This window comes from Streptomyces sp. NPDC059371 (genome assembly GCF_042751995.1).
Taxonomy (GTDB): domain Bacteria; phylum Actinomycetota; class Actinomycetes; order Streptomycetales; family Streptomycetaceae; genus Streptomyces.
Genome location: NZ_JBHYXD010000032.1, coordinates 54364 through 79173 on the forward strand (window position 1 = coordinate 54364; position 24810 = coordinate 79173).

20 protein-coding genes are annotated in these 24810 nt (G+C 71.4%); 13 read left to right on the top strand and 7 right to left on the bottom strand.

The genetic code is table 11. The features are described 5' to 3' along the window. Nucleotides 1-135: 135 nt before the first annotated feature. Both ACFXGX_RS19960 and ACFXGX_RS19965 read right to left on the bottom strand, forming a co-directional pair. Nucleotides 136-1260, bottom strand: coding sequence for a lipid II:glycine glycyltransferase FemX (locus ACFXGX_RS19960; RefSeq protein WP_384792700.1), 1125 nt, complete (start codon nucleotides 1258-1260; stop codon nucleotides 136-138). 46 nt (nucleotides 1261-1306) lie between these two features. Continuing rightward, complete coding sequence (locus tag ACFXGX_RS19965) at nucleotides 1307-4252, bottom strand: FAD-binding and (Fe-S)-binding domain-containing protein (protein WP_384792765.1); 2946 nt, start codon at nucleotides 4250-4252, stop codon at nucleotides 1307-1309. 523 nt (nucleotides 4253-4775) lie between these two features. On the opposite strand from ACFXGX_RS19965, the gene ACFXGX_RS19970 reads away from it, so the two are divergent. The 7 genes from ACFXGX_RS19970 (at nucleotide 4776) to serC (ending at nucleotide 11845) form a co-directional block, all read left to right on the top strand. After that, nucleotides 4776-6650 carry an ATP-binding protein gene (locus ACFXGX_RS19970; RefSeq protein ID WP_384792703.1) on the top strand — a complete coding sequence of 625 codons (1875 nt, stop codon included), beginning with the start codon at nucleotides 4776-4778 and terminating at the stop codon, nucleotides 6648-6650. Further along, entirely contained in the window at nucleotides 6647-7054 is a 408-nt protein-coding gene (locus ACFXGX_RS19975; RefSeq protein ID WP_261701833.1) for a roadblock/LC7 domain-containing protein, read from the top strand. Before ACFXGX_RS19970 ends, ACFXGX_RS19975 begins: the two co-directional genes overlap by 4 nt. Continuing rightward, on the top strand, nucleotides 7051-7407 hold the full coding sequence (locus tag ACFXGX_RS19980; protein WP_355764934.1) for a DUF742 domain-containing protein: 357 nt from the start codon (nucleotides 7051-7053) through the stop codon (nucleotides 7405-7407). The genes ACFXGX_RS19975 and ACFXGX_RS19980 overlap by 4 nt, the downstream gene beginning before the upstream one ends. Beyond that, nucleotides 7388-8026 carry an ATP/GTP-binding protein gene (locus ACFXGX_RS19985; RefSeq protein ID WP_384792708.1) on the top strand — a complete coding sequence of 213 codons (639 nt, stop codon included), beginning with the start codon at nucleotides 7388-7390 and terminating at the stop codon, nucleotides 8024-8026. The genes ACFXGX_RS19980 and ACFXGX_RS19985 overlap by 20 nt, the downstream gene beginning before the upstream one ends. Continuing rightward, nucleotides 8023-9243, top strand: a complete 1221-nt coding sequence (locus ACFXGX_RS19990; RefSeq protein ID WP_384792711.1) for a cytochrome P450 — start codon at nucleotides 8023-8025, stop codon at nucleotides 9241-9243. The genes ACFXGX_RS19985 and ACFXGX_RS19990 overlap by 4 nt, the downstream gene beginning before the upstream one ends. Before the next feature lie 113 nt (nucleotides 9244-9356). Continuing rightward, the gene (locus ACFXGX_RS19995) at nucleotides 9357-10580 is read left to right on the top strand and encodes a cytochrome P450 (protein ID WP_384792714.1); all 1224 of its coding nucleotides are present in this window, start codon (nucleotides 9357-9359) and stop codon (nucleotides 10578-10580) included. 146 nt (nucleotides 10581-10726) lie between these two features. Continuing rightward, nucleotides 10727-11845, top strand: a complete 1119-nt coding sequence (serC, locus tag ACFXGX_RS20000; RefSeq protein WP_384792717.1) for a phosphoserine transaminase — start codon at nucleotides 10727-10729, stop codon at nucleotides 11843-11845. Between the two features lie 111 nt (nucleotides 11846-11956). Here serC and ACFXGX_RS20005 read toward each other — a convergent pair whose 3' ends face one another. Next, nucleotides 11957-12955 carry a WD40 repeat domain-containing protein gene (locus tag ACFXGX_RS20005; protein ID WP_384792719.1) on the bottom strand — a complete coding sequence of 333 codons (999 nt, stop codon included), beginning with the start codon at nucleotides 12953-12955 and terminating at the stop codon, nucleotides 11957-11959. Between the two features lie 173 nt (nucleotides 12956-13128). Here ACFXGX_RS20005 and ACFXGX_RS20010 point away from each other — a divergent pair, with 173 nt between their 5' ends. From ACFXGX_RS20010 to ACFXGX_RS20020, 3 genes are all read left to right on the top strand, one after another. After that, nucleotides 13129-13812, top strand: coding sequence for an SGNH/GDSL hydrolase family protein (locus ACFXGX_RS20010; RefSeq protein ID WP_384792722.1), 684 nt, complete (start codon nucleotides 13129-13131; stop codon nucleotides 13810-13812). A gap of 228 nt (nucleotides 13813-14040) precedes the next feature. Further along, complete coding sequence (locus tag ACFXGX_RS20015; RefSeq protein WP_384792725.1) at nucleotides 14041-15630, top strand: recombinase family protein; 1590 nt, start codon at nucleotides 14041-14043, stop codon at nucleotides 15628-15630. Between the two features lie 144 nt (nucleotides 15631-15774). After that, entirely contained in the window at nucleotides 15775-16767 is a 993-nt protein-coding gene (locus ACFXGX_RS20020) for an aldo/keto reductase (protein WP_384792728.1), read from the top strand. 232 nt (nucleotides 16768-16999) lie between these two features. On the opposite strand, the gene thpR is transcribed toward ACFXGX_RS20020, so the two are convergent. From thpR to ACFXGX_RS20035, 3 genes are all read right to left on the bottom strand, one after another. Beyond that, nucleotides 17000-17590, bottom strand: a complete 591-nt coding sequence (gene thpR / locus ACFXGX_RS20025; RefSeq protein ID WP_384792730.1) for an RNA 2',3'-cyclic phosphodiesterase — start codon at nucleotides 17588-17590, stop codon at nucleotides 17000-17002. A 274-nt stretch (nucleotides 17591-17864) separates the two neighbouring features. Continuing rightward, nucleotides 17865-19229 carry an MFS transporter gene (locus tag ACFXGX_RS20030; RefSeq protein ID WP_384792733.1) on the bottom strand — a complete coding sequence of 455 codons (1365 nt, stop codon included), beginning with the start codon at nucleotides 19227-19229 and terminating at the stop codon, nucleotides 17865-17867. A 293-nt stretch (nucleotides 19230-19522) separates the two neighbouring features. Then, the gene (locus tag ACFXGX_RS20035) at nucleotides 19523-19960 is read right to left on the bottom strand and encodes a MarR family winged helix-turn-helix transcriptional regulator (RefSeq protein ID WP_384792736.1); all 438 of its coding nucleotides are present in this window, start codon (nucleotides 19958-19960) and stop codon (nucleotides 19523-19525) included. Nucleotides 19961-20103: 143 nt separating this feature from the next. Here ACFXGX_RS20035 and ACFXGX_RS20040 point away from each other — a divergent pair, with 143 nt between their 5' ends. Then, nucleotides 20104-20286 carry a ribbon-helix-helix protein, CopG family gene (locus ACFXGX_RS20040; RefSeq protein WP_075027057.1) on the top strand — a complete coding sequence of 61 codons (183 nt, stop codon included), beginning with the start codon at nucleotides 20104-20106 and terminating at the stop codon, nucleotides 20284-20286. A gap of 50 nt (nucleotides 20287-20336) precedes the next feature. On the opposite strand, the gene ACFXGX_RS20045 is transcribed toward ACFXGX_RS20040, so the two are convergent. Further along, the gene (locus tag ACFXGX_RS20045; RefSeq protein ID WP_384792739.1) at nucleotides 20337-21788 is read right to left on the bottom strand and encodes an NCS2 family permease; all 1452 of its coding nucleotides are present in this window, start codon (nucleotides 21786-21788) and stop codon (nucleotides 20337-20339) included. A gap of 235 nt (nucleotides 21789-22023) precedes the next feature. On the opposite strand from ACFXGX_RS20045, the gene ACFXGX_RS20050 reads away from it, so the two are divergent. Beyond that, nucleotides 22024-22299, top strand: coding sequence for a DUF2530 domain-containing protein (locus tag ACFXGX_RS20050; protein ID WP_384792742.1), 276 nt, complete (start codon nucleotides 22024-22026; stop codon nucleotides 22297-22299). A 111-nt stretch (nucleotides 22300-22410) separates the two neighbouring features. Then, nucleotides 22411-24810, top strand: a complete 2400-nt coding sequence (locus ACFXGX_RS20055; protein WP_384792745.1) for a cation-translocating P-type ATPase — start codon at nucleotides 22411-22413, stop codon at nucleotides 24808-24810.

Genomic DNA, 24810 nt, shown 5'->3' on the forward strand with positions numbered 1-24810 from the left:
TCCTGGGGGCTGGCTGGCTATGGTCGGGCGTTCATCACGATGCACTACCGAGTCCAGGGTAGTGGACTTCGTCAGGAGTGTGAACCGCTCATACAGCTGTCCTGGATGCTGAGACCGGGGCCGGTTCGTACCGCCTCAGCGACGGGACATGTAGACGTCCAGCGCCTTGTGCAGCAGCCGGTTGATGGGGAGGTCCCACTCCCCGAGGTACTCCGCCGCCTCGCCGCCCGCCCCCGCCTTGAAGCGCAGCAGTCCGACGAGGTGGTCGCTCTCGTCGAGGGTGTCGGTGATCCCGCGGAAGTCGTACACGGCGGCGCCCAGCGCGTGGGCGTCGCTCATCATGCGCCACTGGATGGCGTTGTTGGGCTGCACCTCGCGCTTGCGGCCGGTGGAGGCGCCGTAGGAGTACCAGACATGGCTGCCGACGGTCAGCATGGTGGCCGCGGCAAGGACGTCGCCCTCGTGGCGGGCGAGATACAGCCGCATGCGGTCGGGGTCCTCGGCCGTCAGCGAGGTCCACATCCGCTGGAAGTAGGGCAGCGGGCGCGGGATGAAGCGGTCCCGTTCCGCCGTCTCCGCGTAGAGCTCGTAGAAGGCGGGCAGTTCGTCGTAACCGCCCCTGACCACCTCGACGCCGGCCTTGTCGGCCTTCTTGATGTTGCGCCGCCACTGCTGGTTGAGGCCCTTGTGGATCTCCTCCAGGGAACGTCCGGCGAAGGGGACCTGGAAGACGTAGCGCGGCTGGCCCGCCGCGAAGCCGTCCTCGCCGCCCGGCTCGGTCCGCTTCCAGCCCATGGCCCGCAGCCGCTCGGCGATCTCGGCGGCGCCCGGCTCGTGCGAGGAGGCCGTCACCTCGCCGAGGCGCCGCGCCGCCGGATCGGCGATGGCCGTCTTGACCGTGTCCGCGCTCCAGCGGCGCGTGACGACGGGCGGGCCCATCTTCACGGTGAACGCGCCGCGTGACTTCAGATGGGCGACCATCGGCCGGAGCCAGCGTTCGGCGAGATCCGGGTCGTGCCAGTCGATGACGGGACCCTCGGGCAGATACGCGAGGTACCGCCTGACCTTCGGCAGCGGGCGCAGCAGCACGAGACCGGCCCCTTGGAGGCGGCCGTCCGCGTCGAACCAGCCGAGGCTCTCGGCCCGCCAGTCCGGCTTCACGTCCCCCCAGGACGGCACCTGCATATGGCTGGCCGAGGGCCGCGAGCGGACGAACGCCAGATGTTCGTCACGGGTGATCGACTGCAGGCGGAGGGTCATGCGCGTCGCTCCTCGAAGTCCTTCGGCCGGTGAAATGCCAGCGTACTTACGCGGTTCCCGCGGACCCGCCGTTCCGCGGGCCGTCGTCCAGAGCCTGTGCCAGTACCTCCGCCAGGTGGCGGCCCCGGCGGCCGGAGAGCTGGGCCAACTGGGTGCGGCAGGAGAAGCCGTCGGCGAGGATCACGGCGTTCTCGTCGGCCGCCCGGACCGCCGGCAGGAGCTGTTCCTCCGCACAGGCCCGCGACACCTCCTCGTGGCCCTTCTCGAAGCCGAAGTTGCCCGCGAGTCCGCAGCAGCCGCCGGCGAGGGTGCCGGTCAGGCCCGCCGCCTCGCGCAGCCGGCGTTCGGCCGCGTCGCCGAGGACCGCGTGCTGGTGGCAGTGCGTCTGGCCGGCCGCCGGGCGGTCCAGGCGGGGCGGGGTCCAGTCCGGCGCGTGCCGTTCCAGTGCCTCCGCGAAGGTCACCACGGCCGCCGCCAGCCGCGCCGCGCGCGGGTCGCCGGGCAGCAGTTCGGGCAGGTCCGTGCGCAGGGCCGCGGCACAGCTCGGCTCCAGCACGACGACCGGGAGGCCGTCCATGGCGAGGTAGGGCTCCAGGAGGTCGAGGGTGCGGCGCAGGACGGCGCGGGCGCGGTCGAGCTGGCCGGTCGAGACGTACGTCAGTCCGCAGCACACGCGCTGCCGGCGGCGCGGGAGCAACATGGACGGGCGGAGGGGGCCCCTGGTGACCCCGTCGCCGACGGGCCCGTGGCGCCACACCCTCCTGGGCGGCAGCAGCACCGCCAGTCCGGCGGCCTCCAGGACCCGTACGGCGGCACGTCCGACGGAGGGTTCCAGGTGCTCGGTGAAGGTGTCCGGCCACAGGAGGACCGTCCTGCCCTCGAACCCCGGGAACAGCGCGGCCCCTGGCCGCCGCCCCTCGCTCCCGCCCGCTCCACCCCGGCGCCGCTCACGCACGTACGCCCGTGCCCGCTCCCGGAACCGGGCCGACCACCACTGGCTGAACGTCTCCGGGGCCAGCCGCGGGATCTCCCGTCCGGGTGCGACCCCGGCCAGGTGCTTGGCCGCGGCGGCCACCGGGGGCAGGGACACGAGGGCGTTGACGAGCCGGGCCGAGCGGGTGCGGGTCACGGCCGCGAGCCAGAAGGGGAGCCGTCCCAGGGCGTAGTGGGCGGCGGGGCGGCGGCGACCGGCGTAGTGGTGGTGGAGGAACTCCGCCTTGTACGTGGCCATGTCGACGCCGACCGGGCAGTCGGACCGGCATCCCTTGCACGACAGGCACAGGTCCAGCGCGTCACGGACCTCCGTCGAGCGCCACCCGTCGGTGACGATCTCGCCGGCGAGCATCTCGTGCAGCAGCCTGGCCCGGCCGCGCGTGGAGTGCGCCTCCTCGCCGGTCGCCCGGAAGGAGGGGCACATGACCCCGTCGCCGCCCGGAGCCGGTGCCGTACGGCACTTGGCGACACCCACGCAACGGCGCACCGCCGCCGAGAAGTCGCCGCCGTCCGCCGGATAGCCGAACTCCACGTCCACCGGCCGGTGCGGCAGCACCGCGAAGCGCAGGTTCTCGTCCAGCCGGTGCGGGCGTACGAGTATGCCGGGGTTGAACAGGCCGCGCGGGTCCCAGAGGTCCTTGGCCCGTTCGAAGAGGCGGACCATGTCGGCGCCGTACATGGCCGGCAGCAGTTCCGCGCGGGCCTGCCCGTCCCCGTGCTCGCCGGACAGGGAGCCCCCGTGGGAGACGACGAGGCGGGCGGCCTCCTCGGAGAAGCGCCGGAAGCGGGTGACGCCCGCCGCGGAGATCAGGTCGAAGTCGATCCGGACGTGGACGCAGCCGTCGCCGAAGTGCCCGTACGGGGTGCCGTGCAGGTCGTGGGCGGTGAGCAGGGCGCGGAAGTCGCGGAGGTACGCGCCGAGCCGGGCGGGCGGCACCGCGCAGTCCTCCCAGCCGGGCCAGGCCTCGCCGCCGAGCCCGCGGCCCCGGCCGGACAGGGCGTCGTCCCCCGCGTACGGCATCCGGGTCGCCGTGCCGCTCGCGTCCTCCCGCAGCCGCCACAGCGCCCGCTGCCCGGCCGGGTCGGTGACCACCAGGGCGTCGCGTACGTCGGCGGCCCGCACGATCGTGTCCGCACGCGCGCGTGCCTCGGCCGGCGATCCGCCGCCGGTCTCCACGAACAGCCAGGCCCCGCCGGGCGGCAGCCCCGCGTCGGCGGGCACGAGATCGGCGGCCATGCCCTCCACGGTCAGCGGCCCGTACCCGAGCAGGCCGGCGGCGGCGTCCGCGGCGGCGCTCTCGTCGGGGTAGGCGAGGACGGCCAGCGCCGGCGCCCGGGGTGCCTCGACCAGTCGTACGACCGCCTCGGTGAGCAGGCCCCAGGTGCCCTCGGAGCCGCAGAACGCGCGGGCGGTGTCCGCGCCGCGCTCGGGCAGGAGCGCGTCGAGGGCGTACCCGGAGATCCGCCGCGGGAGCTCGGGGAAGCCGGTCCGCAGCAGCGCCAACTCGCTCTCGACCAGGGCCCTCAGGCCGTCCGGGGCGCCCTGCCAGGCACGGCCGAGGCGGCGGGTGTCCCCGGCCGCGCCGACGACGGTGAGTTCCCGCACGTTGTCCGCGGTGGTGCCCCAGGCGACCGAGTGGGAGCCGCAGGAGTTGTTGCCGATCATCCCGCCGAGGGTGCAGCGGCTGTGCGTGGAGGGGTCGGGGCCGAAACGCAGGCCGTGCGGGGCCGCGGCCTCCTGGAGACGGTCGAGTACGGCCCCGGGCTGGACGACGGCCGTACGGGCCTCCGGGTCGACCGCGAGGATCCGGTTCATGTGCCGGGTGAAGTCGAGGACGACGCCGGTTCCCGTGGCCTGCCCGGCGATCGAGGTGCCGCCGCCGCGCGCCACGACCGGCACCGCGTGGGCGCGGCACACGGCGAGCGCGGCGGCCACGTCGTCGGCGTCCCGCGGGGCCACCACACCGAGCGGTACGCGCCGGTAGTTGGAGGCGTCCATGGTGGTCAGCGCCCGCGCCGTCGCGTCGAAGGAGACCTCGCCGCGCACGGCCCGCACCAGCTCGGACCGGAGCTCGTCGGACGGCGCTCGCGGCCCCCCTGCGGGGAGCCCGTCCGGCCCGTCCCCGGACGGACCGCCGAGCCGTCCGGGGGCCCGGCCCCGCCCTCGCCGCCGAGACCGCCCGCCCGGTTCGCCCCCGGCCTGTCCGTCGGGGCGCCCGGTCCGCCTCTCCCCGGCCTGCCCGTCGGGCTTCCCCTCGGGCTTTCCTTCCGGCCGTCCACCCAGATCCGTCATGTCTCCAGAATGCCGCCGGGCCTCGGCGGCGGCCCTCCGGCCGCGCACCCGAAAGGCCCCGATATGCGGGGGCGATCATGAAACCGCTTTTCGAAGCTTCCCAATCGGATCACGAACTCTCATATAGTGACGGCGAGTTGAGCATCATGTGTCGCTTCTCGCCCAGGACCGACCGAGGACACGACCGAGGACACGTTCTCCCCCCAGGAACACGACCGAGGACCCATTGATGACCCCGCCCCAGCCCTCCGGCGAACGACCCACCCCCCGCGCCACGGCGAAAGCCGCGCTGACCGCCGCCGTCCCGGCCGCCGCGGCCGTGGTGGCCGCCGTCCTGCTGGCCCCCGAGCCCGCCCGCGTGCCCCTCGCCTGGGGCACCGGCGCCGCCGCGCTACTGCTGTGCGCCGCCGTCGCGGTGGCCGCCCACGCCGTGCAGGCCAGACGCATCGCGCTCCGCCGCCTCGACAGCGTGACCAAGGACACCGGCCGGCTCCTGCAGGAACGCGCCCGGCTGGCCGAGGAGTTCGGCCAGGAGCGGGCCCGGCTCGCCGACGAGGCCGCCCGCGAACGAGCCCGCGCCGCCGAGGCCGCGGCCCAGGAACGGATCCGTCTGACCGAGACGGCCGAGCGCGAACGAGCCCGCCTCACCGAGCAGTTCGCCGAGGAACGGACGCTGCTCACCGGCGACCGGGCCCGGCTCACCGAGCGCAACGCCGAACTCTCCGAACGCGCCCGGCGGGCCGTCGGCGACCGGGCCGCCGCGATCTCCGCGACCGCCAACGCGGCCGGCCGCATGCAGGCGCTCTCCACCGGCATGCTCGCCGACCTTCGGGCCATGGAGGAGCGGCACTCCGACGAGGACGTCCTCGCCGACCTCCTCCACCTCGACCACCGCACCGCGCAGGCGGGCCGCCTCGCCGACTCCGTCGCCGTCCTGACCGGCGCGCGCTCGGGACGCCGCTGGGCCCGCCCGATCGTCATGGAGTCCATCCTGCGCGGCGCCATGGGCCGCATCGGCGGCTACCAGCGGGTGCGCGTCCACTCCGCCAGCGAGGCCGCCGTCTCCGGCCACGCCGCCGAGGGCGTCATGCACGCGCTCGCCGAACTCCTCGACAACGCCGCCAACTTCTCGCCGCCCACCGCCGAAGTGCATGTGTACGTCGAGGAGGTCCCGGCGGGTGTCATCGTCTCCGTCGAGGACAGCGGCCTGGTCATGGGCGACGTGCAACTGCGCCGCGCCGAACGCGCCGTCTCCGGGGAGGCGGTGGGCCCGGCGGGTCTCGGCGGCCTCACCGGCACCCGCCTCGGTCTCGCGGTGGTCGGCCGGCTGGCCCGCAAGCACGGCCTGAAGGTGTCCTTCCGGCCCTCCGCCCGCGGCGGCACCGGCGTCCTGGTCCTGATCCCGCAGGACATCCTCACGCAGCCCAGCATCCCCCTCGGCGCGGCCCCGCTGCCCGCCGGACCCGACCCCGTCCCCGCCGCCCCGACCGCCGTCGACGGCCACACGTCCGCGCCGAGGCCCCCGGACGGCCCGGAGTCGCCGGAGCCCGTGCTGTCGCAGGAGCCCGTGCGGTCGCAGGAGCCCGTGCGGTCGCAGGAGCCCGTGCGGTCGCAGGGATCGCAGGAGTCCCGTACGCACCGGGAATCCGCCGGGTCTCCCGAGTTCCCCGTGTCGCCCGCGTCCCCCGCGTCGTACGCCGCGGCCCACGCGTCCGGCGATCTCGACCCGGACCCCGTCCCGACCCACGACTCGCCCCGGCACGAGCAGGGCCTCGCGGCCACCGGCGGCCTGCCCAAGCGCCGCCGCGGACGCACCCTCGCCCACGCCGAGCGCAGCCGCTCGCACGTCACACCCCCGGCCGACCCCGAACCCCGTACCGGCGACGACCCCAAGAACCGGCCGGCGGCCCGCTTCGGCACCTTCCGCCAGGCGGTCCGCGGCACGGCGCCGGGCGCCCCCGGGCCCGTGGCGGCCGACGGTCCGGCCCCGGCGGAAGCACCGGCACGGGCCGAGGACCACGCATCCGCGTCCACCACCGCCCCCACTCCGACCCCCACCACCCCCACCGCGCACGCGCTCCCGGAAGGCGACACCACTTCATGACCGGCACCATCACCGCCGACGAGAAGCTCACCTGGCTCATCGAGGGCCTCCTTGAGCGCACCCCGGGCGCACGGCACGCGCTCGTGCTCTCCCGCGACGGACTGAAGCTGTGCCGCACCCCGGAGCTGTCGGTCGACCAGGCCGACCAGCTCGCCGCCATCGCCGCCGGCATCCAGTCGCTGTCCCACGGCGCCTCCGTGGAGTTCGGCGACGGCAGCGGCGGCGTCCGCTCGGCGATGGCCGAGTTCTACGGAGGGGTGCTGTTCATCGTGGAGGCCGGCGACGGCGCGCACCTCGCCGTCGTCACCGCCGAGGACGCCGACGCCGGACTGGTGGGACACAACATGAGCGAACTCGTGGAACAACTCGGCGAGCACCTGACCTCGCCGCCCCGGTCGTCATGAGCCGTCCCGGCAGGGACGACGCGCCGGACCGGCTGTACACCCTCACCGGAGGGCGCACCCGGTCCGGCCCGGACACCCCCTTCGACCTCGTGACGCTGGTGGTCGCCGAGTGCGATCCGGCGGTGGGCATGCAGTCCGAGCACGCCGCGATCCTGCGGATGTGCGAGCGGCCGACGGCGGTCGTGGAGATCGCGGCGGAACTGAAACTGCCGGTGTCGATCACCCGCGTCCTGCTCTCCGACCTGCTCTCCACCGGCCGGGTCAGCGCCCGTCACCCGCACACGACGGTTCCCTCCGGTCTTCCCGATCCCGACATCCTGGAGCAGGTGCTCGTTGGACTCCGTAACCTCTGACGCTCGTGCGCCCCTGTCCGCGTCGGCCGACAACGGCCTCAAGATCGTGATCGTGGGCGGCTTCGGTGTCGGCAAGACGACCCTCGTCCGCTCGGTCAGCGAGATCCGTCCCCTCAACACCGAGGAGACGATGACCCAGGCCGGCGAGAGCGTCGACGACATCAGCGAGGTGCGCGGCAAGTCCGCGACCACCGTCGCCTTCGACTTCGGCCGCATCACGCTGGACACGCACAACATCCTGTACCTGTTCGGCGCACCCGGGCAGGAGCGGTTCTGGTTCCTGTGGGACCGGCTGTTCTCCGGGACGCTCGGGGCGATCGTCCTGGTCGACACCCGTCGCATCGACGAGTCCTGGTACGCCATCGACCGGCTGGAGCACCACGGCACGCCCTTCATCGTGGCCTGCAACGACTTCGGCGGGCCCGCGCACACCCCGGCGCAGATCCGCGAGGCCCTCGACCTCGACCCGCACGTACCGCTGCTCGACTGCGACGCCCGCTCCCGGGAGTCCAGCAAGCAGGTGCTGATCACGCTGGTGGAGCACCTCCAGTCCCACTACGCCCGTCACGGCGCCGCGGCCGCGGAAGGCGCCCTTCAATCACCGGAGCCCGCGCTGTGACCCCCGCCTCCACCACCGCGCCCGTCCCCCTCGGCGGACCGCGGTTCCAGACCGAACCCGCCGAGCTGTACCGGGAGATGCGGCGCGACCACGGCTCCGTCGTGCCCGTCGTCCTCGACGGCGACATCCCGGCCTGGCTCGTGCTCGGCTACCGCGAACTGCACCAGGTCACCGGCGACCCCCAGCTCTTCAGCCGGGACTCGGAGCTGTGGAGCCAGTGGGAGCGCATCCCCGACGACTGGCCGCTGCTGCCGATGATCGGCCGCAAGCAGCCCTCCATCCTGTACACCGTCGGTGAGCGCCACCGGGAGCGCGCCGCGATGATCAGCGACGCCCTCGAAGCCGTCGACCCCTTCGAACTGCGTTCCCAGGCCGAGAAGTTCGCCGACGAGCTGATCGACGCGGTCTGTCCCGAGGGCGAGACCGACCTCGTCGGCGACTACGCGGCCCTGCTGCCCGTACGGGTCCTCGCGACGCTCTACGGCTTCTCGGACGAGCAGGGTCCCGGCCTGGTCACCGCCCTGAACGACATGATCAACGGGCGTGAGGGCGCGCTGGCCGGACAGCAGCATCTGGCCTCCTCCATGGCCCGGTTGATCGCCGACCGCAAGGAGACGCCCGCCGACGACGTCGTCTCGCGGATGCTCGCCAACACCGCGGGCTTCGACGACATGGAGATCGTCCAGGACCTCATGGTCATGATGGCCGCCGGCCACCAGCCGACGGCCGACTGGATCGGCAACTCGCTGCGGCTGATGCTCACCGACGAGCGGTTCGCGGCCTCCCTGTTCGGCGGCCGGCACAGCGTCGCCGAAGCCATGAACGAGGTCCTGTGGGAGGACACCCCGACCCAGAACGTGGCCGGGCGCTGGGCCTCCCGCGACACCCAGCTCGGCGGCCGCCGGATCCGCTCCGGCGACCTGCTGCTCCTCGGTCTCCAGGGCGCCAACTCCGACCCCCAGGTCCGCACCGACAGTTCGGCGCTCACCGGCGGCAACAACGCCCACTTCTCCTTCGGTCACGGGGAGCACCGCTGCCCGTTCCCGGCGCAGGAGGTCGCCGAGGTCATCGCGCGGACCGGCATCGAGGTCGTCCTGGACCGGCTGCCGGACATCGACCTGGCGGTGCCCGCCGAGACGCTGACCCGGCGTCCCTCCCCGTGGCTGCGGGGGCTGAACGAACTGCCCGTGCGGTTCACACCCGTACCCGTCCTCTGAGACACCTTCACCACCCGGCCGGCACACCCCTCGTCCGGCCGGGTCCCGGGGCTGTCCCCATGCCCCGAGGGAAAACGCTTCACCCCCACCCCAGCCCTTGGAGGCACCCCCGCATGACCACCGGTACCGAAGAGACCCGCATAGTCCTGGACCCCTTCGTCGCCGACCTGGACGGCGAGAGCGCCGCGCTGCGCGCCGCGGGGCCGCTCGCCGCCGTCGAACTGCCCGGCGGTGTCCCGGTGTGGGCCGTCACCCACCACGCCGAGGCGCGCGCCCTGCTCACGGACCCCCGCCTGGTGAAGGACATCAACGTCTGGGGCGCCTGGCAGCGCGGCGAGATCGCCGCCGACTGGCCGCTGATCGGCCTCGCCAACCCCGGCCGCTCCATGCTCACCGTGGACGGCGCGGACCACCGGCGGATGCGCACCCTGGTGGCGCAGGCGCTGACCCCGCGCCGGGTGGAGCAGATGCGGGAGCGGATCTCGAAGCTGACGGAGAGTCTGCTCGACAACCTCACCGGGGACGTCGTCGACCTGAAGGCCGACTTCGCCTACCCCCTGCCCATGTACGTGATCGCCGACCTCATGGGCATCGAGGAATCCCGGCTGCCGCGCCTCAAGGAGCTCTTCGAGAAGTTCTTCTCGACGCAGACCCCGCCCGCCGAGGTCATCGCGACCCTCACCGAGCTGGCCGGGATCATGGCGGAGACGGTGGCGGCCAAGCGCGCCGAGCCGGGCGACGACCTGACCAGCGCGCTGATCCTGGCCTCCGAGGACGGCGACCACCTCACCGACGCCGAGATCGTCTCCACCCTCCAGCTCATGGTCGCGGCCGGCCACGAGACGACGATCTCCCTCATCGTCAACGCGGTCGTCAACCTGTCCGCCCACCCCGACCAGCGCGCCCTCGTCCTGTCCGGCGAGGCGGACTGGTCCGCGGTCGTCGAGGAGACCCTGCGCTACGCCACTCCGACCTCCCACGTCCTCATCCGTTTCGCCACGGAGGACGTCCCGGTCGGCGACAAGGTGATCCCGGCGGGCGACGCGCTCATCGTGTCGTACGGCGCGATCGGCCGTGACGAGAACGCCCACGGGCCCACCGCGGGCGAGTTCGACGTCAGCCGCACCGGCAAGAACCGGCACATCTCCTTCGGCCACGGGCCCCACGTCTGCCCCGGCGCCGCCCTGTCCCGCCTGGAGGCGGGCGTCGCCCTGCCCGCCCTGTACGAGCGCTTCCCGTCCCTGGACCTGGCCGTCCCCGTGTCGGAACTGCGCAACAAGCCGGTGGTGACGCAGAACGACCTGTTCGAGCTGCCGGTCCGGCTCACCGCCGAGTGAACTGACCAGGTGTGACGGCACGGCCGCCGGAGGAACCGCCACGGCCCCTCCGGCGGCCGTGCCGTCAGCACGCCCCGTCAACACGCGCCGTCTCAGCCGACGGACGACGTTTCACCGAGGTTTCCCGGAACGGCTAGGCTCCTGGCGTGGCTGATATCCAGATCCCCGCTGACCTCAAGCCCGCCGACGGACGATTCGGCGCCGGCCCCTCCAAGGTGCGGACGGAGGCACTGGACGCGCTGGCCGCGACCGGCGCCTCCCTGCTCGGCACATCCCACCGTCAGGCCCCGGTCAAGAACCTGGTCGGCAAGGTGCGCGAGGGCGTGCGCGAGCTGTTCTCCCTGCCCGACGGATACGAGGTCGTCCTCGGCAACGGCGGCTCCACCGCGTTCTGGGACGTCGCGACGCACGGCCTGATCGAGAACAAGTCGCAGCACCTCACGTTCGGCGAGTTCTCCTCCAAGTTCGCGAAGGCGGCCAAGCTCGCCCCGTGGCTCGCCGAGCCGACCGTGGTCTCCTCCGACCCGGGCACGCACCCCGAGCCGGTCGCCGAGGCGGGCGCGGACGTCTACGCCTTCACGCACAACGAGACCTCGACCGGTGTCGCCGCCCCCATCAAGCGGGTCGCAGGCGCCGACGAGGGCGCCCTCGTCCTGGTGGACGCCACCTCCGGCGCCGGCGGCCTGCCCGTCGACATCGCCGAGACGGACGTCTACTACTTCGCCCCGCAGAAGTCCTTCGCCTCCGACGGCGGCCTGTGGATCGGCGTGTTCTCCCCGGCCGCGATCGAGCGCGCCGAGCGGATCCACGCCTCGGGCCGGCACATCCCGGAGTTCTTCTCGCTGCCCACGGCGATCGACAACTCCCGCAAGAACCAGACGTACAACACCCCCGCGCTGGCCACGATCTTCCTGCTCAACGAGCAGCTCGAGTGGATCAACGGCCAGGGCGGCCTCGCCTGGTCCTCTGCCCGTACGAAGGACTCCTCGACCCGCCTGTACCGCTGGGCCGAGGACAGCAAGTACGCCACCCCGTTCGTCACCGACGCGGCCAAGCGCTCGCAGGTCATCGGCACGATCGACTTCGCCGACGAGATCGACGCCGCCGCCGTCGCCAAGGTGCTGCGCGCCAACGGCATCGTCGACACCGAGCCGTACCGCAAGCTCGGCCGCAACCAGCTCCGCGTCGCCATGTTCCCGGCGATCGACCCGGCGGACGTCGAGGCGCTGACGCACTGCATCGACTACGTGATCGAGAAGCTGTAACCGCGGAACGACGGCGAAGGGGCGTCCGGCGCGCGAGCGCGGGGCGCCCCTTCGCCGTGCGCACAGACCGCCGGACGCCCCTCGGCCGTACGTACGGCCCGTGACCGCGGGTCAGCGGCGGCGCAGCCGCCTGAAGCCGAACACCACGGCGAAGAGGGCCGCGACCGCGATGGCGCCGACCTTCACCTCACCGCTCATCCCGTCGCCGCTCCCGCCCCCGGCGGCCGAACCTCCGCCCTTGGAGGACGAGTTGGAGCCGGAGCCCGCGGCACCCGGCGCGTCCTCCGGCTCCACGGGGCTGTCCGCGCCCTCACTGCCGTACATGAGCCTCGATCCGTCGGGCGTGTAGGTGATCGACTCACCCTGGCCCTGGAGGGGCGCGTTCAGGCGCTCCAGGCGTTTGATCCGGCCGTCGTTCCACGCGTAGGCGATACCGCCGAAGTAGCCGCGCACGGCGAGCTGCCGGCCGTCGGGGGAGAACGCGCCGTCCGTGACCCACAGGTCGATCGTGGCGACGGGCTTGAAGACGTTGGTCGAGGTGGCGGAGAGCTCGGCGGGACCTTCGTAGAGGTGGCCGCCGTCCTCGTCCTTGTCGGCGATGTAGACGCGCCCTGTCTTGGGATGCACCATCAGCGCCTCCGCGTTGCGGGGACCGTCCGAGTACTTCACGACGTACTGGGTGGCGCGGATCGTCTGGTCCTTGAGCACCTTCGGCTCGGGGAGCTTGTAGACCCACACGTGGTCCCACTTGCCGCCGAGGTTGTCGCCGATGTCGCCGACGTACAGATCGCCGTCGGGGCCGAGGGAGATCGCCTCGACGTCCCGGGGCGCGCCGACCCCGCTCATGGTGATCCTGGCGACGGTCTCGCCCGTACGGCTGTCGACCGCGTACAGGTACGGCCCGTCGTCGCTGTCGTTGTGGGTCCAGTAGACGCCCGGGTGGATGCGTGAGGCGGCGAGGCCGCTGGACTCCTTGATCCGGGGGTCCTTGACGGTGAATCCCCCGTCCCCTCCGTCGGCGAGGGCGGGCGCCGCCAGAGCGAGGACGAGGGCCGCTCCGGCAAGGGCTCCGGCGGCGGCTCCGGACACGTACGAGTGGGATCGGCGCATGGCCCAAGCCTGCCATCCCACCGGCCCGTTCACGCCGCCGCCCACCCGGACGCATACCGCCCGGCCCCCGCTCCCCGCCCGGACCGGTGCGCCGCGCCGGACCCCGCGCGGGCGTGTCCAGCCTCACACCGTCCGGGCCCATGCCACCCGGGCCGATCGTCCATGATGATCGGATGCTCAGGTTCATGCCCGTCGGCGACTCCATGACGATCGGTAGCGCGGGCGAACACACGTGGCGCTACCGGATGTGGCAGCACCTGCGCGCGACGTACGGGGGCCCGTTCAAGATCGTCGGCCCGCGCGAGACGCTCCACGACAAGGCGACGGACTCCCCCGGCTCGTACGAGTACGCGGACCCGGAGTTCCCCCGCGCCCATCTGGCCGGCTGGGGCGAGGGCTGGCTGCACATGGCCCCGCTGATCCGCGAGGCGGTCCGCGCCCAGCGCGCCGACGTCCTGCTGGTCTCGCTCGGCCTCATCGACCTCGGCTTCTACACCAACGCCGTCCAGACCGCCGACAACGTCCGCGTCTTCGTCGCCGAGGCCCGCGCCGCGAACCCGCGCGTCCGCATGGTCCTGCTCACGGTGATACCGAACGTCCGCGCCCGGGACGACGCCCCCTTCGCCGCCGAGGTGGCCGCGTTCAACGAACTCCTCGCCAAGACGGTCGCCGACCTCGACGAACCGCGCTCCCCGCTGCTGCTCGCGTCCCCGCCCACCTCGTACGACGTCGACTTCGACACCTACGACGGCACGCACCCGAACGCGAGCGGCGAGCACAAGATCGCGGAGAGTTTCGCCGAGGCGATGCACCAGGCCTGGGACCTGTGCGAGCCGTACACGGCCCAGCCGGCCTGACAGCCGCGTCCGGCACCCTCCCCCGCGTGCGGTCGTGCCGGCGAGGGCGTCGGCGGCACGGCCGCTCGCCCGGCGGCCGCCCTCGCGAACCAGATATAGATGATCGATCCCGAGGGACGCTCAGCCTCGCCCCATTCGCACCCGTTTGACGTCGCCAAGCATCAATTTTGACATCGCGATTGTCGCTACATAGAGTAATTCTCCGATTACTCATGGGTGAGGGTGGGCATGGCGCGCGTTCTGGGCGTGGTTCGTCTGTCGAGGGCGTCCGACGAGACCACATCGCCCGAGCGTCAGCGTCGGTCCATCCAGCGATGGGCCGATCACGAGGGGCACGTCGTCGTGGGGTGGGCCGAGGACATCGACGTGTCCGGCGGGGTCGAGCCCTGGAAGCGTCCGGAGTTCGGCAAGTGGCTTCCCTCGACCATCGGGAAAGAGGTCAGCGCGATCGAGCATCGGATCGCGTTGGAGGAGTCGCGCGCCGACGAGTTCGACATCGTCTGCGCGCTGAGGATCGACCGTCTCTCGCGACGCGTGCTCCACGTGCACGCCCTCCTGGAGTGGTGCCAGGAGAACCGCAAGGAGGTCGCGACCGTGGAGGACGGGATCGACCTCAACACCCAGATGGGGAAGCTCCTCCTCAGCCTGATCGCGTCCTTCGCGGAAGGGGAGCTCGAGGCCATCAGAGTGCGGGCCAAGTCCTCGTACAACCACTTGGTCAAGGAGGGACGCTGGCGCGGCGGCCGCACGCCGTACGGCTACCGCCAGGAGAAACAGGAGACCGGCGGTGGGTGGAAGCTCGTCCCTGACGACTACGGGACCGACACCGCCGGGACGCTGCGTGAGATCGTCCGCCGTCTCATCGCGGGCGAGTCGGCGAACAGCATCGCCCAGTGGCTCAACAGGGACGCATCGAAGACTCCGACGTCACTCGACGCTCAGATGATCCGCACCGGAAGACCTCCGAAGGGGAGCCGCTGGACCGCGGCGAACACGGCCAAGGTCGTGCGCTCCCGCTGCGTCCTGGGGCAGATGGAGGTATCCGAGGAGACGACGGTCGGCGGGAAGAAGGCGACCCGACGCTCGATCGTCCGGGACCGGGACGGGCTGCCGCTCCAGCGCGCAGAACCTCTGATCACGCAGGAGGAATGGGAGCTGGCCAACAAGAAGCTGGACGAGAACACCAGCAAACGCAACGGCAACCGCAAGGGCGGATCGCCCCTGCTCCGCGTCGCGTTCTGCGCATGTGGGGAGCCGGCGTACCTCGGACCTGGGCGTAACTGGCCCCACTACCGATGCGCCTCCCGTACCACGCACAGACCGTGTCCGACCGGAAGCAAGGGCATCGCGGCGCACACACTGGAGAACGCCGCGGAAAGGGTGTTCCTCCTCGCTGCGGGGGATACCGAGATCCTCCGGAAGGTCTTCCGGCCGGGCGTGGACTACACCCGTGACATCGAGGAAGTGAGCCGCGCTCTGGCGGACCTGACGGAGGACCGCGAGGCGGGCCTCTACTCCAGTGAACTGGGCAAGCGGGAGTACCGGGAGGCGTACAAGCGCCTGGACGCGCGACGTGAACAGCTCATCGCGCAGCCCACGCGCCCGGACGCCTGGGAGGAGACCCGACAGGAGAGACCTACCGGGAACGGTGGAGCACGCTGTCGAGCCAGCACGAAAAGGGCAGGGAGCTACGCGCCGCGGGAGTCAAGGCCATCATCCACGCGGAGCCGCTTTCCGAGACGGCCGCTGCGCAACTCGTCGCTCTCGACGGCCATGACGGGATGTCGCAACACACAGTCGGGAGGGTTCAGATCCTGATCCCGACGGACTTCAAGCAGCGTCTGCGCAACGTGGCCGGGCAGCCCTAGGCAGCAGCGGCGGAAAAGACTCTCGGAAGCGACACCCGACGAAGCACTGGATGCCCTTGCCTGGAGCGGACTCGAAGCAGTTGGCTTGTGGTCCATGAAGTACACGCAGCTCGGACGCACCGGACTCAAGGTCAGCCGACTCGTTCTCGGCACGATGAACTTCGGTCCGCAGACAGACGAATCAACCAGCCACGGCATCATGGACGCCGCTCTCGATGCGGGAATCAACTTTGTAGACACGGCCAACGTCTATGGGTGGGGCGAGAACAAGGGCCGCACCGAGGAGATCATCGGCGCTTGGTTCGCCAAGGGCGGCGACCGCCGGGACCGGACCGTCCTCGCCACCAAGGTGTACGGGAACATGGGCACCGAGGGCGACCCGTGGCCCAACCAGGACAAGCTCTCCGCCCTGAACATCCGGCGGGCGGTCGAGGCGAGCCTGAAGCGGCTCCAGACGGACTACATCGACATCTACCAGTTCCACCACGTCGACCGGTCCACCCCCTTCGAGGAGATCTGGCAGGCCGTCGACGTCCTCGTACAGCAGGGGAAGATCCTCTACGTGGGGTCCAGCAACTTCCCCGGCTACAAGATCGCCCAGGCCAACGAGATCGCCGCCCGCCGCGGCGGGACCATCGGCCTGGTCAGCGAGCAGTGCCTCTACAACCTCGCCGAGCGCCGCGCCGAGATGGAGGTCATCCCGGCCGCCGAGGAGTACGGGCTCGGTGTCATCCCCTGGTCGCCGCTGCACGGCGGCCTGCTGGGCGGAGTGATCAAGAAGGAGATCGAGGGCGGCCGCCGGGCGAGCGGCCGGTCCGCCGACGCCCTCGCCGACACGGCCGTACGCGCCCAGATCCAGGCGTACGAGGATCTGCTCGAGAAGCACGGTCTGGAGCCCGGAGAGGCCGCGCTGGCCTGGCTGCTGACCCGCCCCGGCGTCACGGGACCCATCGTGGGCCCGCGCACCGCGGAACAGCTCGCATCGGCGCTGCGCGCGGTGGAGCTGGAACTGTCGGAGGACGTCCTGGAGGGTCTCGACGCGATCTTCCCGGGCCCGGGCCCGTCCCCCGAGGCATTCGCCTGGTAGAGGAACCGTCCCCGCAGGACGTTCGCCGCGTGGCGGGGCCGCGGCCACAGGGCGTTCGCCTCGGAGCGGGGCGGTGGCCGCAGGGCGTTCGCCTCGCTGCGCGGCCGCGCGTCCGGCGTCCGGCGGTGGCGGTCGCTATCTGACCGCCGCCGCCATGGCCACGACGAAGAACATCAGCACGAGCACACCGGCCATGATCCGGTTACGGGTCTTCGGGTTCACGCCACCGAGGTTAACGGGCCGCCGGGCCGGTCCCGTCGCCCGCCCCCAGCGGGCAACCGGCCACTGTCTCGTATCGGGGCTGCTCACCGGGCACTCCGGACGTCGGCAGGTTGCTGCGGACGAGACACAGCTCACCCACCGTCCAGGGGTTTCCGGCGAACGCGTCCAGCGCGGCGACGTACGGCTTGAAGTCCGCGGAGTCGCGGCTGCGGGCCACCGTCAGATGCGGCCGGTAGCGACGGTGCTCCTCCATCTCGACGCCCGCCTTGCGTCCCGCCGCCTCCGCCCGGTCCGCCAGCAGCCGCATGGTCGCGATGTCCCCCGCGGCGCCCACCCACAGGGCCCGCCCGCCGAAGTGCCCGCCGCCGCGCAGGGACAGCGCGAACGGGTCGGTGCGCCGGCCGGCCCGCAGCAGCCGCTCCGTGAGGTCCGGGACGATCTCGTCGGCGACCTCGCCGTAGAACGCGAGCGTGAAGTGCCAGCCGGGGCGGCCCGTCCAGCGCAAGGCGTCCGCTCCCGGCATCCGCCGCAACGCGTCCACGTCCGGGGCCAGTTCACGCACCGCACCGGCGGGGGGCAGCACCGCAGCGAAGAGTCTCATGCGCCCCAGCCTTCCAGGGAACGACGGTCGGCACACGGGAGTATGCGAGGCGGCCGGGCGCTTCCGCCCTTCCCGCGGGAACGTGCCGGGGCCACTGCCGCGGGTCCGCGCGGTGGCCGGAGACGCGCGAGAGGCGGCCGGCCGCTGCGCGCGGGCCGACCGCCTCCGAACCGCCTCGTCACACGGCGGTGGGTTCACATGACGGTGGGGTCACATGGCGATGGGGTCACACCGCCGTGGGGTCACACCGCGGTGGGGTCACACCGCGGTGGGGTCACACCGCGGTGACGAGCTGCTCCTCGCTCCGCACACGCGGGACGAAACGGATCCGGGGGCGGCCGTGATGCCACCCGAGGGAGACCCGCAGCCCGCCGAGGCGGGCCAGGACCAGACCGATCGCCGTCGCCGAGGCCATCGCGACCAGTCCGCCGAGCGCGAAGCTCACACGGGGCCCGTAGACGTCGGTGACCCAGCCGATCAGCGGCGCGCCGAGCGGTGAGCCGCCCACGAAGACCATCATGAACAGCGCCATGACCCGGCCGCGCATGGCCGGGTCGGTGGCCATCTGGACCGAGGTGTTCGCGGTGACGTTCACCGTCAGCCCGAAGACGCCGATCGGGATCATCAGGAGCGAGAACAGCCAGAGCGTGGGAGCCATGGCGGCCACCACCTCCAGCGCGCCGAAGGCCACCGCCGCCGCGATCAGCACGCGCAGCCGGGCCGTGCCGCGCCGGGCCGCGAGCAGCGCCCCGGCCAGCGAACCCAGTGCGATGAGCGTGTTGAAGAGGCTGTAGGCCCCGGCGCCCGAGTCGAAGATGTCGTCCGCGTACGCCGACAGCCAGACGGGGAAGTTGAAGCCGAAGGTGCCGATGAAGCCGACGAGGACGATCGGCCAGATCAGTTCCGGGCGCCCCGCGACGTAGCGGAGGCCCTCGCGGAGCTGGCCCTTGGCGCGCGGCGCCCGCTCGACGACGTGCAGTTCACGGGACCGCATCAGCAGCAGGCTCGCCAGCGGGGCCACGAACGACAGGCCGTTCAGCAGGAAGGCCCAGCCGGTGCCCACGCCGGTGATCAGGAGGCCCGCGACGGCGGGTCCGACCAGCCGCGCGGACTGGAAGTTGGCCGAGTTCAGGCTGACCGCGTTCTGGAGCTGGCCGGGGCCGACCATCTCGGAGACGAAGGACTGGCGTGCCGGGTTGTCGACGACGGTGGCCATACCGGCGGCGAACGCGGCGAGATAGACGTGCCAGACCTGGACGTGTCCGGAGAGGGTGAGGCCGGCGAGCGCGAGGCCGGTGAGGGCCATCGCCGTCTGCGTCACCAGGAGTGTGGGCCGCTTGGGGAGGCGGTCGACGAGAACACCGCCGTACAGGCCGAAGAGCAGCATCGGCAGGAACTGCAGCGCGGTGGTGATACCGACCGCGGCGGAGGAGCCGGTGAGACTGAGCACCAGCCAGTCCTGGGCGATGCGCTGCATCCAGGTGCCGGTGTTGGAGACGACCTGGCCCAGGAAGAACAGGCGGTAGTTCCGGATCTTCAGCGAACTGAACATCGAGGAGGAGCGGGGGGAGTCGCGGGTGGCCGGGGAGTCGTGGGTGGCTGGTGCGGGGGCGGAGTGTGCTCCGGGTCCCGTACTCAAAAGGGCTCGCCTCCAGTGCGATCGAGGACGTCGGCGTCATGGGGCGTCGGCGCTTGCGGGGAAGGGCGGACCCTCCGTTGCTCCGAGATCGGCGATCCGAACCGAGATCAGCGATCTCGGCCGAGACCGGTGATCCGATTCGTGACCGGTGATCAGGACCAAGATCAGTGATCTCGGCCGAGACCAGTGGTCCGAGTCGTGACCGGTGATCCGAACCGAGATCAGCGATCCGAACCGAGATCAGTGATCCGGACCGGGATCGGGATCGGGGAGCGAAAGAGGGCCGTCGTCGTTCAGATGTGCGCGAGCTTCTCCAGGACGGGAGCGGCTTCGCGGAGCTTGGCCCATTCGTCCTCGTCGAGGACCTCGACCAGTCCGGCCAGGAACGCGTTCCGGCGGCGGCGGCTCTCCTCGAGCATCACCTCGGCCTTGTCGGTCTGCGTCACCACCTTCTGGCGCCGGTCCTCGGGGTGCGGCTCCAGCCTGACCAGCCCCTTGGCTTCGAGCAGCGCGACGATGCGGGTCATCGACGGCGGCTGCACATGTTCCTTGCGGGCGAGTTCGCCGGGCGTGGCGCTGCCGCAACGGGCGAGGGTGCCGAGCACCGACATCTCGGTGGGGCTCAGCGACTCGTCGACTCGCTGATGCTTGAGTCGACGCGACAACCGCATCACTGCGGAGCGCAAGGCGTTCACGGCGGCCTCGTCGTCGCCATGGGTGAGGTCAGGCATGTTCTTTAGCGTAACTCATTACCCTCGCTAAAGAACAACCGGGCCCTGTGAAACGCGCCATCGGACGCGGGGATCACTCATACGAGTGAGATCGCTCCGGAAAGTGACCCGTATCCGGTCGGGAAGCGGCGACCCTCGACTCCATGGGGACCAGCGTGCTCAGCCTGCGTATCGACGGGGAGCTGCTCGACCGGCTCCGCGACCATGCCGCGAAACGCGGAATGAGCGTCCAGGACTATGTGGTCCGGACGCTCATTCGCGACGACTTCGACCAGCGGTTCCAGACCGCCGTCGAGGAGACGGAGAAGTTCTACGGGGTCACCTGACCCCGCGTGCGCCGCCGGGGGTCGGATCACCCCCGCACGGCCGGTGCCGCTCAGGTCAGGCCGAGGGCCGGCATGAGGTAGTAGAAGGTGAACACCGCCGCCACCACGTACATGGCGACCGGGATGTCACGACCCCGGCCCGCCGCGAGGCGCAGCACGACGAAGGTGATGAAGCCCATCCCGATGCCGTTGGTGATCGAGTAGGTGAACGGCATCATCATCATCGTCACGAAGGCCGGGATGGCGATCGTGTAGTCCGCCCAGTCGATCTCCTTGACCGAGTGGGACATGATCAGGAAGCCGACCGCGATCAGCGCGGGGGTGGCCGCCTGGGACGGGACCATCGTGGCGACCGGGGTCAGGAAGAGGGCGACGGCGAACAGCGCGCCGGTGACCACGTTCGCGAAGCCCGTGCGAGCACCCTCGCCGACGCCGGCCGTGGACTCCACGAAGCACGTGGTGGCCGACGAGGAGGAGGCGCCGCCCGCGGCGACGGCGATGCCGTCGACGAAGAGGACCTTGTTGATGCCGGGCATGTTGCCCTGCGCGTCCGTCAGCTTGGCCTCGTCGCTGATGCCCATGATCGTGCCCATCGCGTCGAAGAAGCACGACAGCAGCACGGTGAAGACGAACAGGATGCCGGTCAGCACCCCGACCTTGCCGAAGCCGCCGAACAGGCTGAACTGGCCGATCAGGCCGAAGTCCGGGCTGGCGACGGGGTTGCCGGGCCACTTCGGGGTGGTCAGACCCCAGGACGGGATGGTGGTGACGGAGTTGATGATCACCGCGGCGACCGTCATGGTGACGATCGAGATGAGGATGGCACCGGGCACCTTGCGCACGATGAGCGCGAGGGTCAGCAGCGTGCCGAGGATGAAGATCAGGACGGGCCAGCCGTGGAGATGGCCGTCGCTGCCGAGCTGGAGCGGGACCGTCGTCTGGGCGATGTCCGGGATGCGGGTGACGAAGCCGGAGTCGACCAGGCCGATCAGCATGATGAACAGGCCGATGCCGATCGCGATGCCCTTGCGCAGGCCGAGCGGCACCGCGTTCATGACGCGCTCTCGCAGACCGGTGGCGACCAGGAGCATCACGATGAAGCCCGCGAGGACCACCATGCCCATGGCGTCCGGCCAGGACATCCGGGGCGCGAGCTGGAGGGCGACGACCGTGTTGACGCCGAGGCCGGCGGCCAGCGCGATCGGCACGTTGCCGATGACGCCCATGAGGAGCGTGGTGAAGGCCGCGGTCAGCGCGGTCGCGGTCACGAGCTGCCCGTTGTCGAGGTGGTGCCCGTACATGTCCTTCGCGCTGCCCAGGATGATCGGGTTCAGCACGATGATGTACGCCATCGCGAAGAAGGTGGCGAAACCGCCGCGGATCTCGCGCGGAAGGCTGGAGCCCCGCTCGGAGATCTTGAAGAAGCGGTCGAGAGCGCTCTGCGCGGGCCGGGACTCCGGCTCCTGCGGGGCGGGGGCCTTGGTGGCGGCCGAGGTGGACATGCGGGTCCTCAAACGTGCAGGGGGACGGGACGTGATCGAGCCTGGTCAGTGGTCGTACACCAGCAGGTTCCCCCAGGTCGCAGTTGGTGTTTTCTACGAATACAACTGGCCAGACTCGGACCGTTTCAGTATGAACATATGAGTCAGAAATCGCTATCTCCGCGCGTAGACCCCTGTGGCACAAGGGAGACAGGGTGCGAACACAACCGATCGCCGAGCCTCGTAAGCTGTGCACATGGCGAAGTGGACCCCCAAGCACGAGGCGCCGGAGCCCCTGGAGGGCCCCGTCGTCGCCACCATCACGGGCGGCACGATCCTCTGGTTCGTCCTCTTCCTGGTGCAGCTCCCGTTCTACGGCTGGTTCGACGACCACGGACACCTGTGGTGGCTGTGGACCTGCCTGGCCGGCGCGGGCCTCGGGCTGATCGGCGTCTGGTACGTCCGCAAGCGTGACGCCGCGATCAAGCGCGCTCAGGCGGGCGGCTCCCCCGCCGCCCCCGTGACGGAGTAGGGGACCTTCTCCACCCACGGCAGCATGACCCGCGGCTCCGAGTCCTCCCCAGGTCGGAACTTTGGCGCACTCGGCGGGTGAAGCCGCATATCCGCACGTACCGTCGAAGGCATGACCCACACCGACGCGGGCGCCGGACTGGATCCCGTTCACCCCGTGCCCATACCCGCCTCCCGGCGGGCCGAGGGGTTGTCGGCCGCCGAGGTGGCCGAGCGGGTCGCGCGCGGCGAGGTGAACGACGTCCCTGTACGCAGCAGTCGCTCCGTGGGCGAGATCGTCCGGGCGAACGTGTTCACCCGCTTCAACGCGATCATCGGCGTGCTCTGGCTGGTCATGCTGTTCGTGGCGCCGTTCCAGGACAGCCTGTTCGGCTACGTGATCATCGCCAACACCGGGATCGGCATCATCCAGGAGTGGCGCGCCAAGAAGACGCTGGACTCGCTCGCGGTGATCGGCGAGGTGAAACCCACCGTCCGCAGGGACGGCGTCGCCTCCGAGGTGCGCTCGTCGCAGATCGTGCTCGGCGACCTCATCGAGATCGGGCCGGGCGACAAGGTCGCCGTCGACGGCACCTGCGCGGAGGCCGACGGGCTGGAGATCGACGAGTCGCTGCTCACCGGCGAGGCCGACCCCGTGGTCAAGCACGTCGGCGACCCGGTGATGTCCGGCAGCTTCGTCGTCGCCGGCAGCGGCGCCTTCACGGCGACGAAGGTGGGCCGGGGGGCGTACGCGGCGCAGCTCGCGGAGGAGGCCTCGCGGTTCACGCTCGTCCACTCCGAGCTGCGCAGCGGCATCTCCACGATCCTCAAGTACGTGACGTGGATGATGATCCCGACCGCCATCGGCCTGGTCATCAGCCAGCTCGTCGTCAAGCAGCACGGCTTCAAGGACTCCGTCGCGCGGACCGTCGGCGGGATCGTGCCGATGGTCCCGGAGGGCCTGGTGCTGCTCACCTCCGTCGCCTTCGCGATCGGCGTCATCCGCCTCGGCCGAAAACAGTGCCTCGTCCAGGAACTTCCCGCCATCGAGGGCCTCGCCCGCATCGACACCGTCTGCCTCGACAAGACGGGCACCCTCACCGAGGGCGGCATGGATGTCACCGAGCTACGGCCGCTCGGAGACACCGACGAGTCGTATCTGCGCAAGGTCCTCGGCGCGCTCGGCGAGTCGGATCCGCGGCCGAACGCCTCCCTCCAGGCGATCATCGCCGCCTACCCGGACAGCGAGGAGTGGCGCTGCACCCAGTCCCTGCCCTTTTCCTCCGCCCGCAAGTACAGCGGCGCCGGCTTCAGCGAGGGCAACGGCGAGTCCAGCGCCTGGCTGCTCGGCGCCCCCGACGTCCTGCTGGAACCCGGGGACGCGGCTCTCGCCGAGACCGAGCGGCTCAACGAGGCGGGCCTGCGGGTGCTGCTGCTGGCGCGGACCACCAAGGACCTCGACGACCCCGCCGTCGCGGAGGCCGCCCGGCCCGCCGCACTGATCGTGCTGGAGCAGCGGCTGCGTCCTGACGCGGCCGACACCCTGCGCTATTTCGCCGAGCAGGACGTCAAGGCCAAGGTCATCTCCGGCGACAACGCGGTGTCGGTGGGAGCGGTCGCCGGAAAGCTGGGACTCACCGGCGAGGTCGTGGACGCGCGACGGCTGCCGGACGAGCGCGAGGAGATGGCCAAGTCCCTGGAGAAGGGCACGGTCTTCGGGCGGGTCACCCCGCAGCAGAAGCGGGACATGGTCGGCGCCCTGCAGGCCGGCGGGCACACGGTGGCGATGACCGGCGACGGCGTGAACGACGTCCTGGCCCTGAAGGACGCCGACATCGGGGTGAGCATGGGCTCGGGGTCCGAGGCGACCCGCGCGGTGGCCCAGATCGTGCTGCTGAACAACAGCTTCTCGACCCTGCCCTCGGTGGTCGGGGAGGGGCGCCGGGTCATCGGGAACATCACCCGGGTCGCGACGCTGTTCCTGGTCAAGACGGTCTACTCGGTGCTGCTGGCCGTGCTGGTGGTGTGCTGGCAGGTGGAGTATCCCTTCCTGCCGCGTCATCTGACCCTGCTGTCCACCCTCACGATCGGCGTCCCGGCCTTCTTCCTCGCCCTCGCCCCGAACAAGGAGCGCGCCCAGCCCCACTTCGTACGGCGGGTGATGCGGTACTCGATCCCGGGCGGCGTGGTCGCGGGCACGGCGACCTTCGCGATGTACCTGATCGCGCGCCACTACTACACGGGAGAGGGCTCGCTGGAGGCGGAGACGAGCGCCGCGACGCTGACGTTGTTCCTGGTCTCGATGTGGGTGCTCGCGATCATCGCCCGGCCCTACACCTGGTGGCGGATCTGCCTCGTCGCCTCGATGGGCGGGGCGTTCCTGCTCGTGCTCGTGGTGCCGGGGCTCCAGCACTTCTTCGCGCTGAAGCTGGTCGGCACGACGATGCCGTGGATCGCGGTGCTGATCTCGGTGACAGCGGCGGCCGTCCTGGAGTTCCTGTGGAGATGGGTCGACCGCCGCGTTCCCGCGTAG

Bases quoted from the DNA above. Each gene is read 5' to 3' on its own strand.
- ACFXGX_RS19960 (WP_384792700.1), bottom strand. From the start codon at position 1,260: ATGACCCTCCGCCTGCAGTCGATCACCCGTGACGAACATCTGGCGTTC.
- ACFXGX_RS19965 (WP_384792765.1), bottom strand. From the start codon at position 4,252: ATGGACGCCTCCAACTACCGGCGCGTACCGCTCGGTGTGGTGGCCCCG.
- ACFXGX_RS19970 (WP_384792703.1), top strand. From the start codon at position 4,776: ATGACCCCGCCCCAGCCCTCCGGCGAACGACCCACCCCCCGCGCCACG.
- ACFXGX_RS19975 (WP_261701833.1), top strand. From the start codon at position 6,647: ATGACCGGCACCATCACCGCCGACGAGAAGCTCACCTGGCTCATCGAG.
- ACFXGX_RS19980 (WP_355764934.1), top strand. From the start codon at position 7,051: ATGAGCCGTCCCGGCAGGGACGACGCGCCGGACCGGCTGTACACCCTC.
- ACFXGX_RS19995 (WP_384792714.1), top strand. From the start codon at position 9,357: ATGACCACCGGTACCGAAGAGACCCGCATAGTCCTGGACCCCTTCGTC.
- ACFXGX_RS20005 (WP_384792719.1), bottom strand. From the start codon at position 12,955: ATGCGCCGATCCCACTCGTACGTGTCCGGAGCCGCCGCCGGAGCCCTT.
- ACFXGX_RS20010 (WP_384792722.1), top strand. From the start codon at position 13,129: ATGCTCAGGTTCATGCCCGTCGGCGACTCCATGACGATCGGTAGCGCG.
- ACFXGX_RS20015 (WP_384792725.1), top strand. From the start codon at position 14,041: ATGGCGCGCGTTCTGGGCGTGGTTCGTCTGTCGAGGGCGTCCGACGAG.
- ACFXGX_RS20020 (WP_384792728.1), top strand. From the start codon at position 15,775: ATGAAGTACACGCAGCTCGGACGCACCGGACTCAAGGTCAGCCGACTC.
- thpR (WP_384792730.1), bottom strand. From the start codon at position 17,590: ATGAGACTCTTCGCTGCGGTGCTGCCCCCCGCCGGTGCGGTGCGTGAA.
- ACFXGX_RS20035 (WP_384792736.1), bottom strand. From the start codon at position 19,960: ATGCCTGACCTCACCCATGGCGACGACGAGGCCGCCGTGAACGCCTTG.
- ACFXGX_RS20040 (WP_075027057.1), top strand. From the start codon at position 20,104: ATGGGGACCAGCGTGCTCAGCCTGCGTATCGACGGGGAGCTGCTCGAC.
- ACFXGX_RS20045 (WP_384792739.1), bottom strand. From the start codon at position 21,788: ATGTCCACCTCGGCCGCCACCAAGGCCCCCGCCCCGCAGGAGCCGGAG.
- ACFXGX_RS20050 (WP_384792742.1), top strand. From the start codon at position 22,024: ATGGCGAAGTGGACCCCCAAGCACGAGGCGCCGGAGCCCCTGGAGGGC.
- ACFXGX_RS20055 (WP_384792745.1), top strand. From the start codon at position 22,411: ATGACCCACACCGACGCGGGCGCCGGACTGGATCCCGTTCACCCCGTG.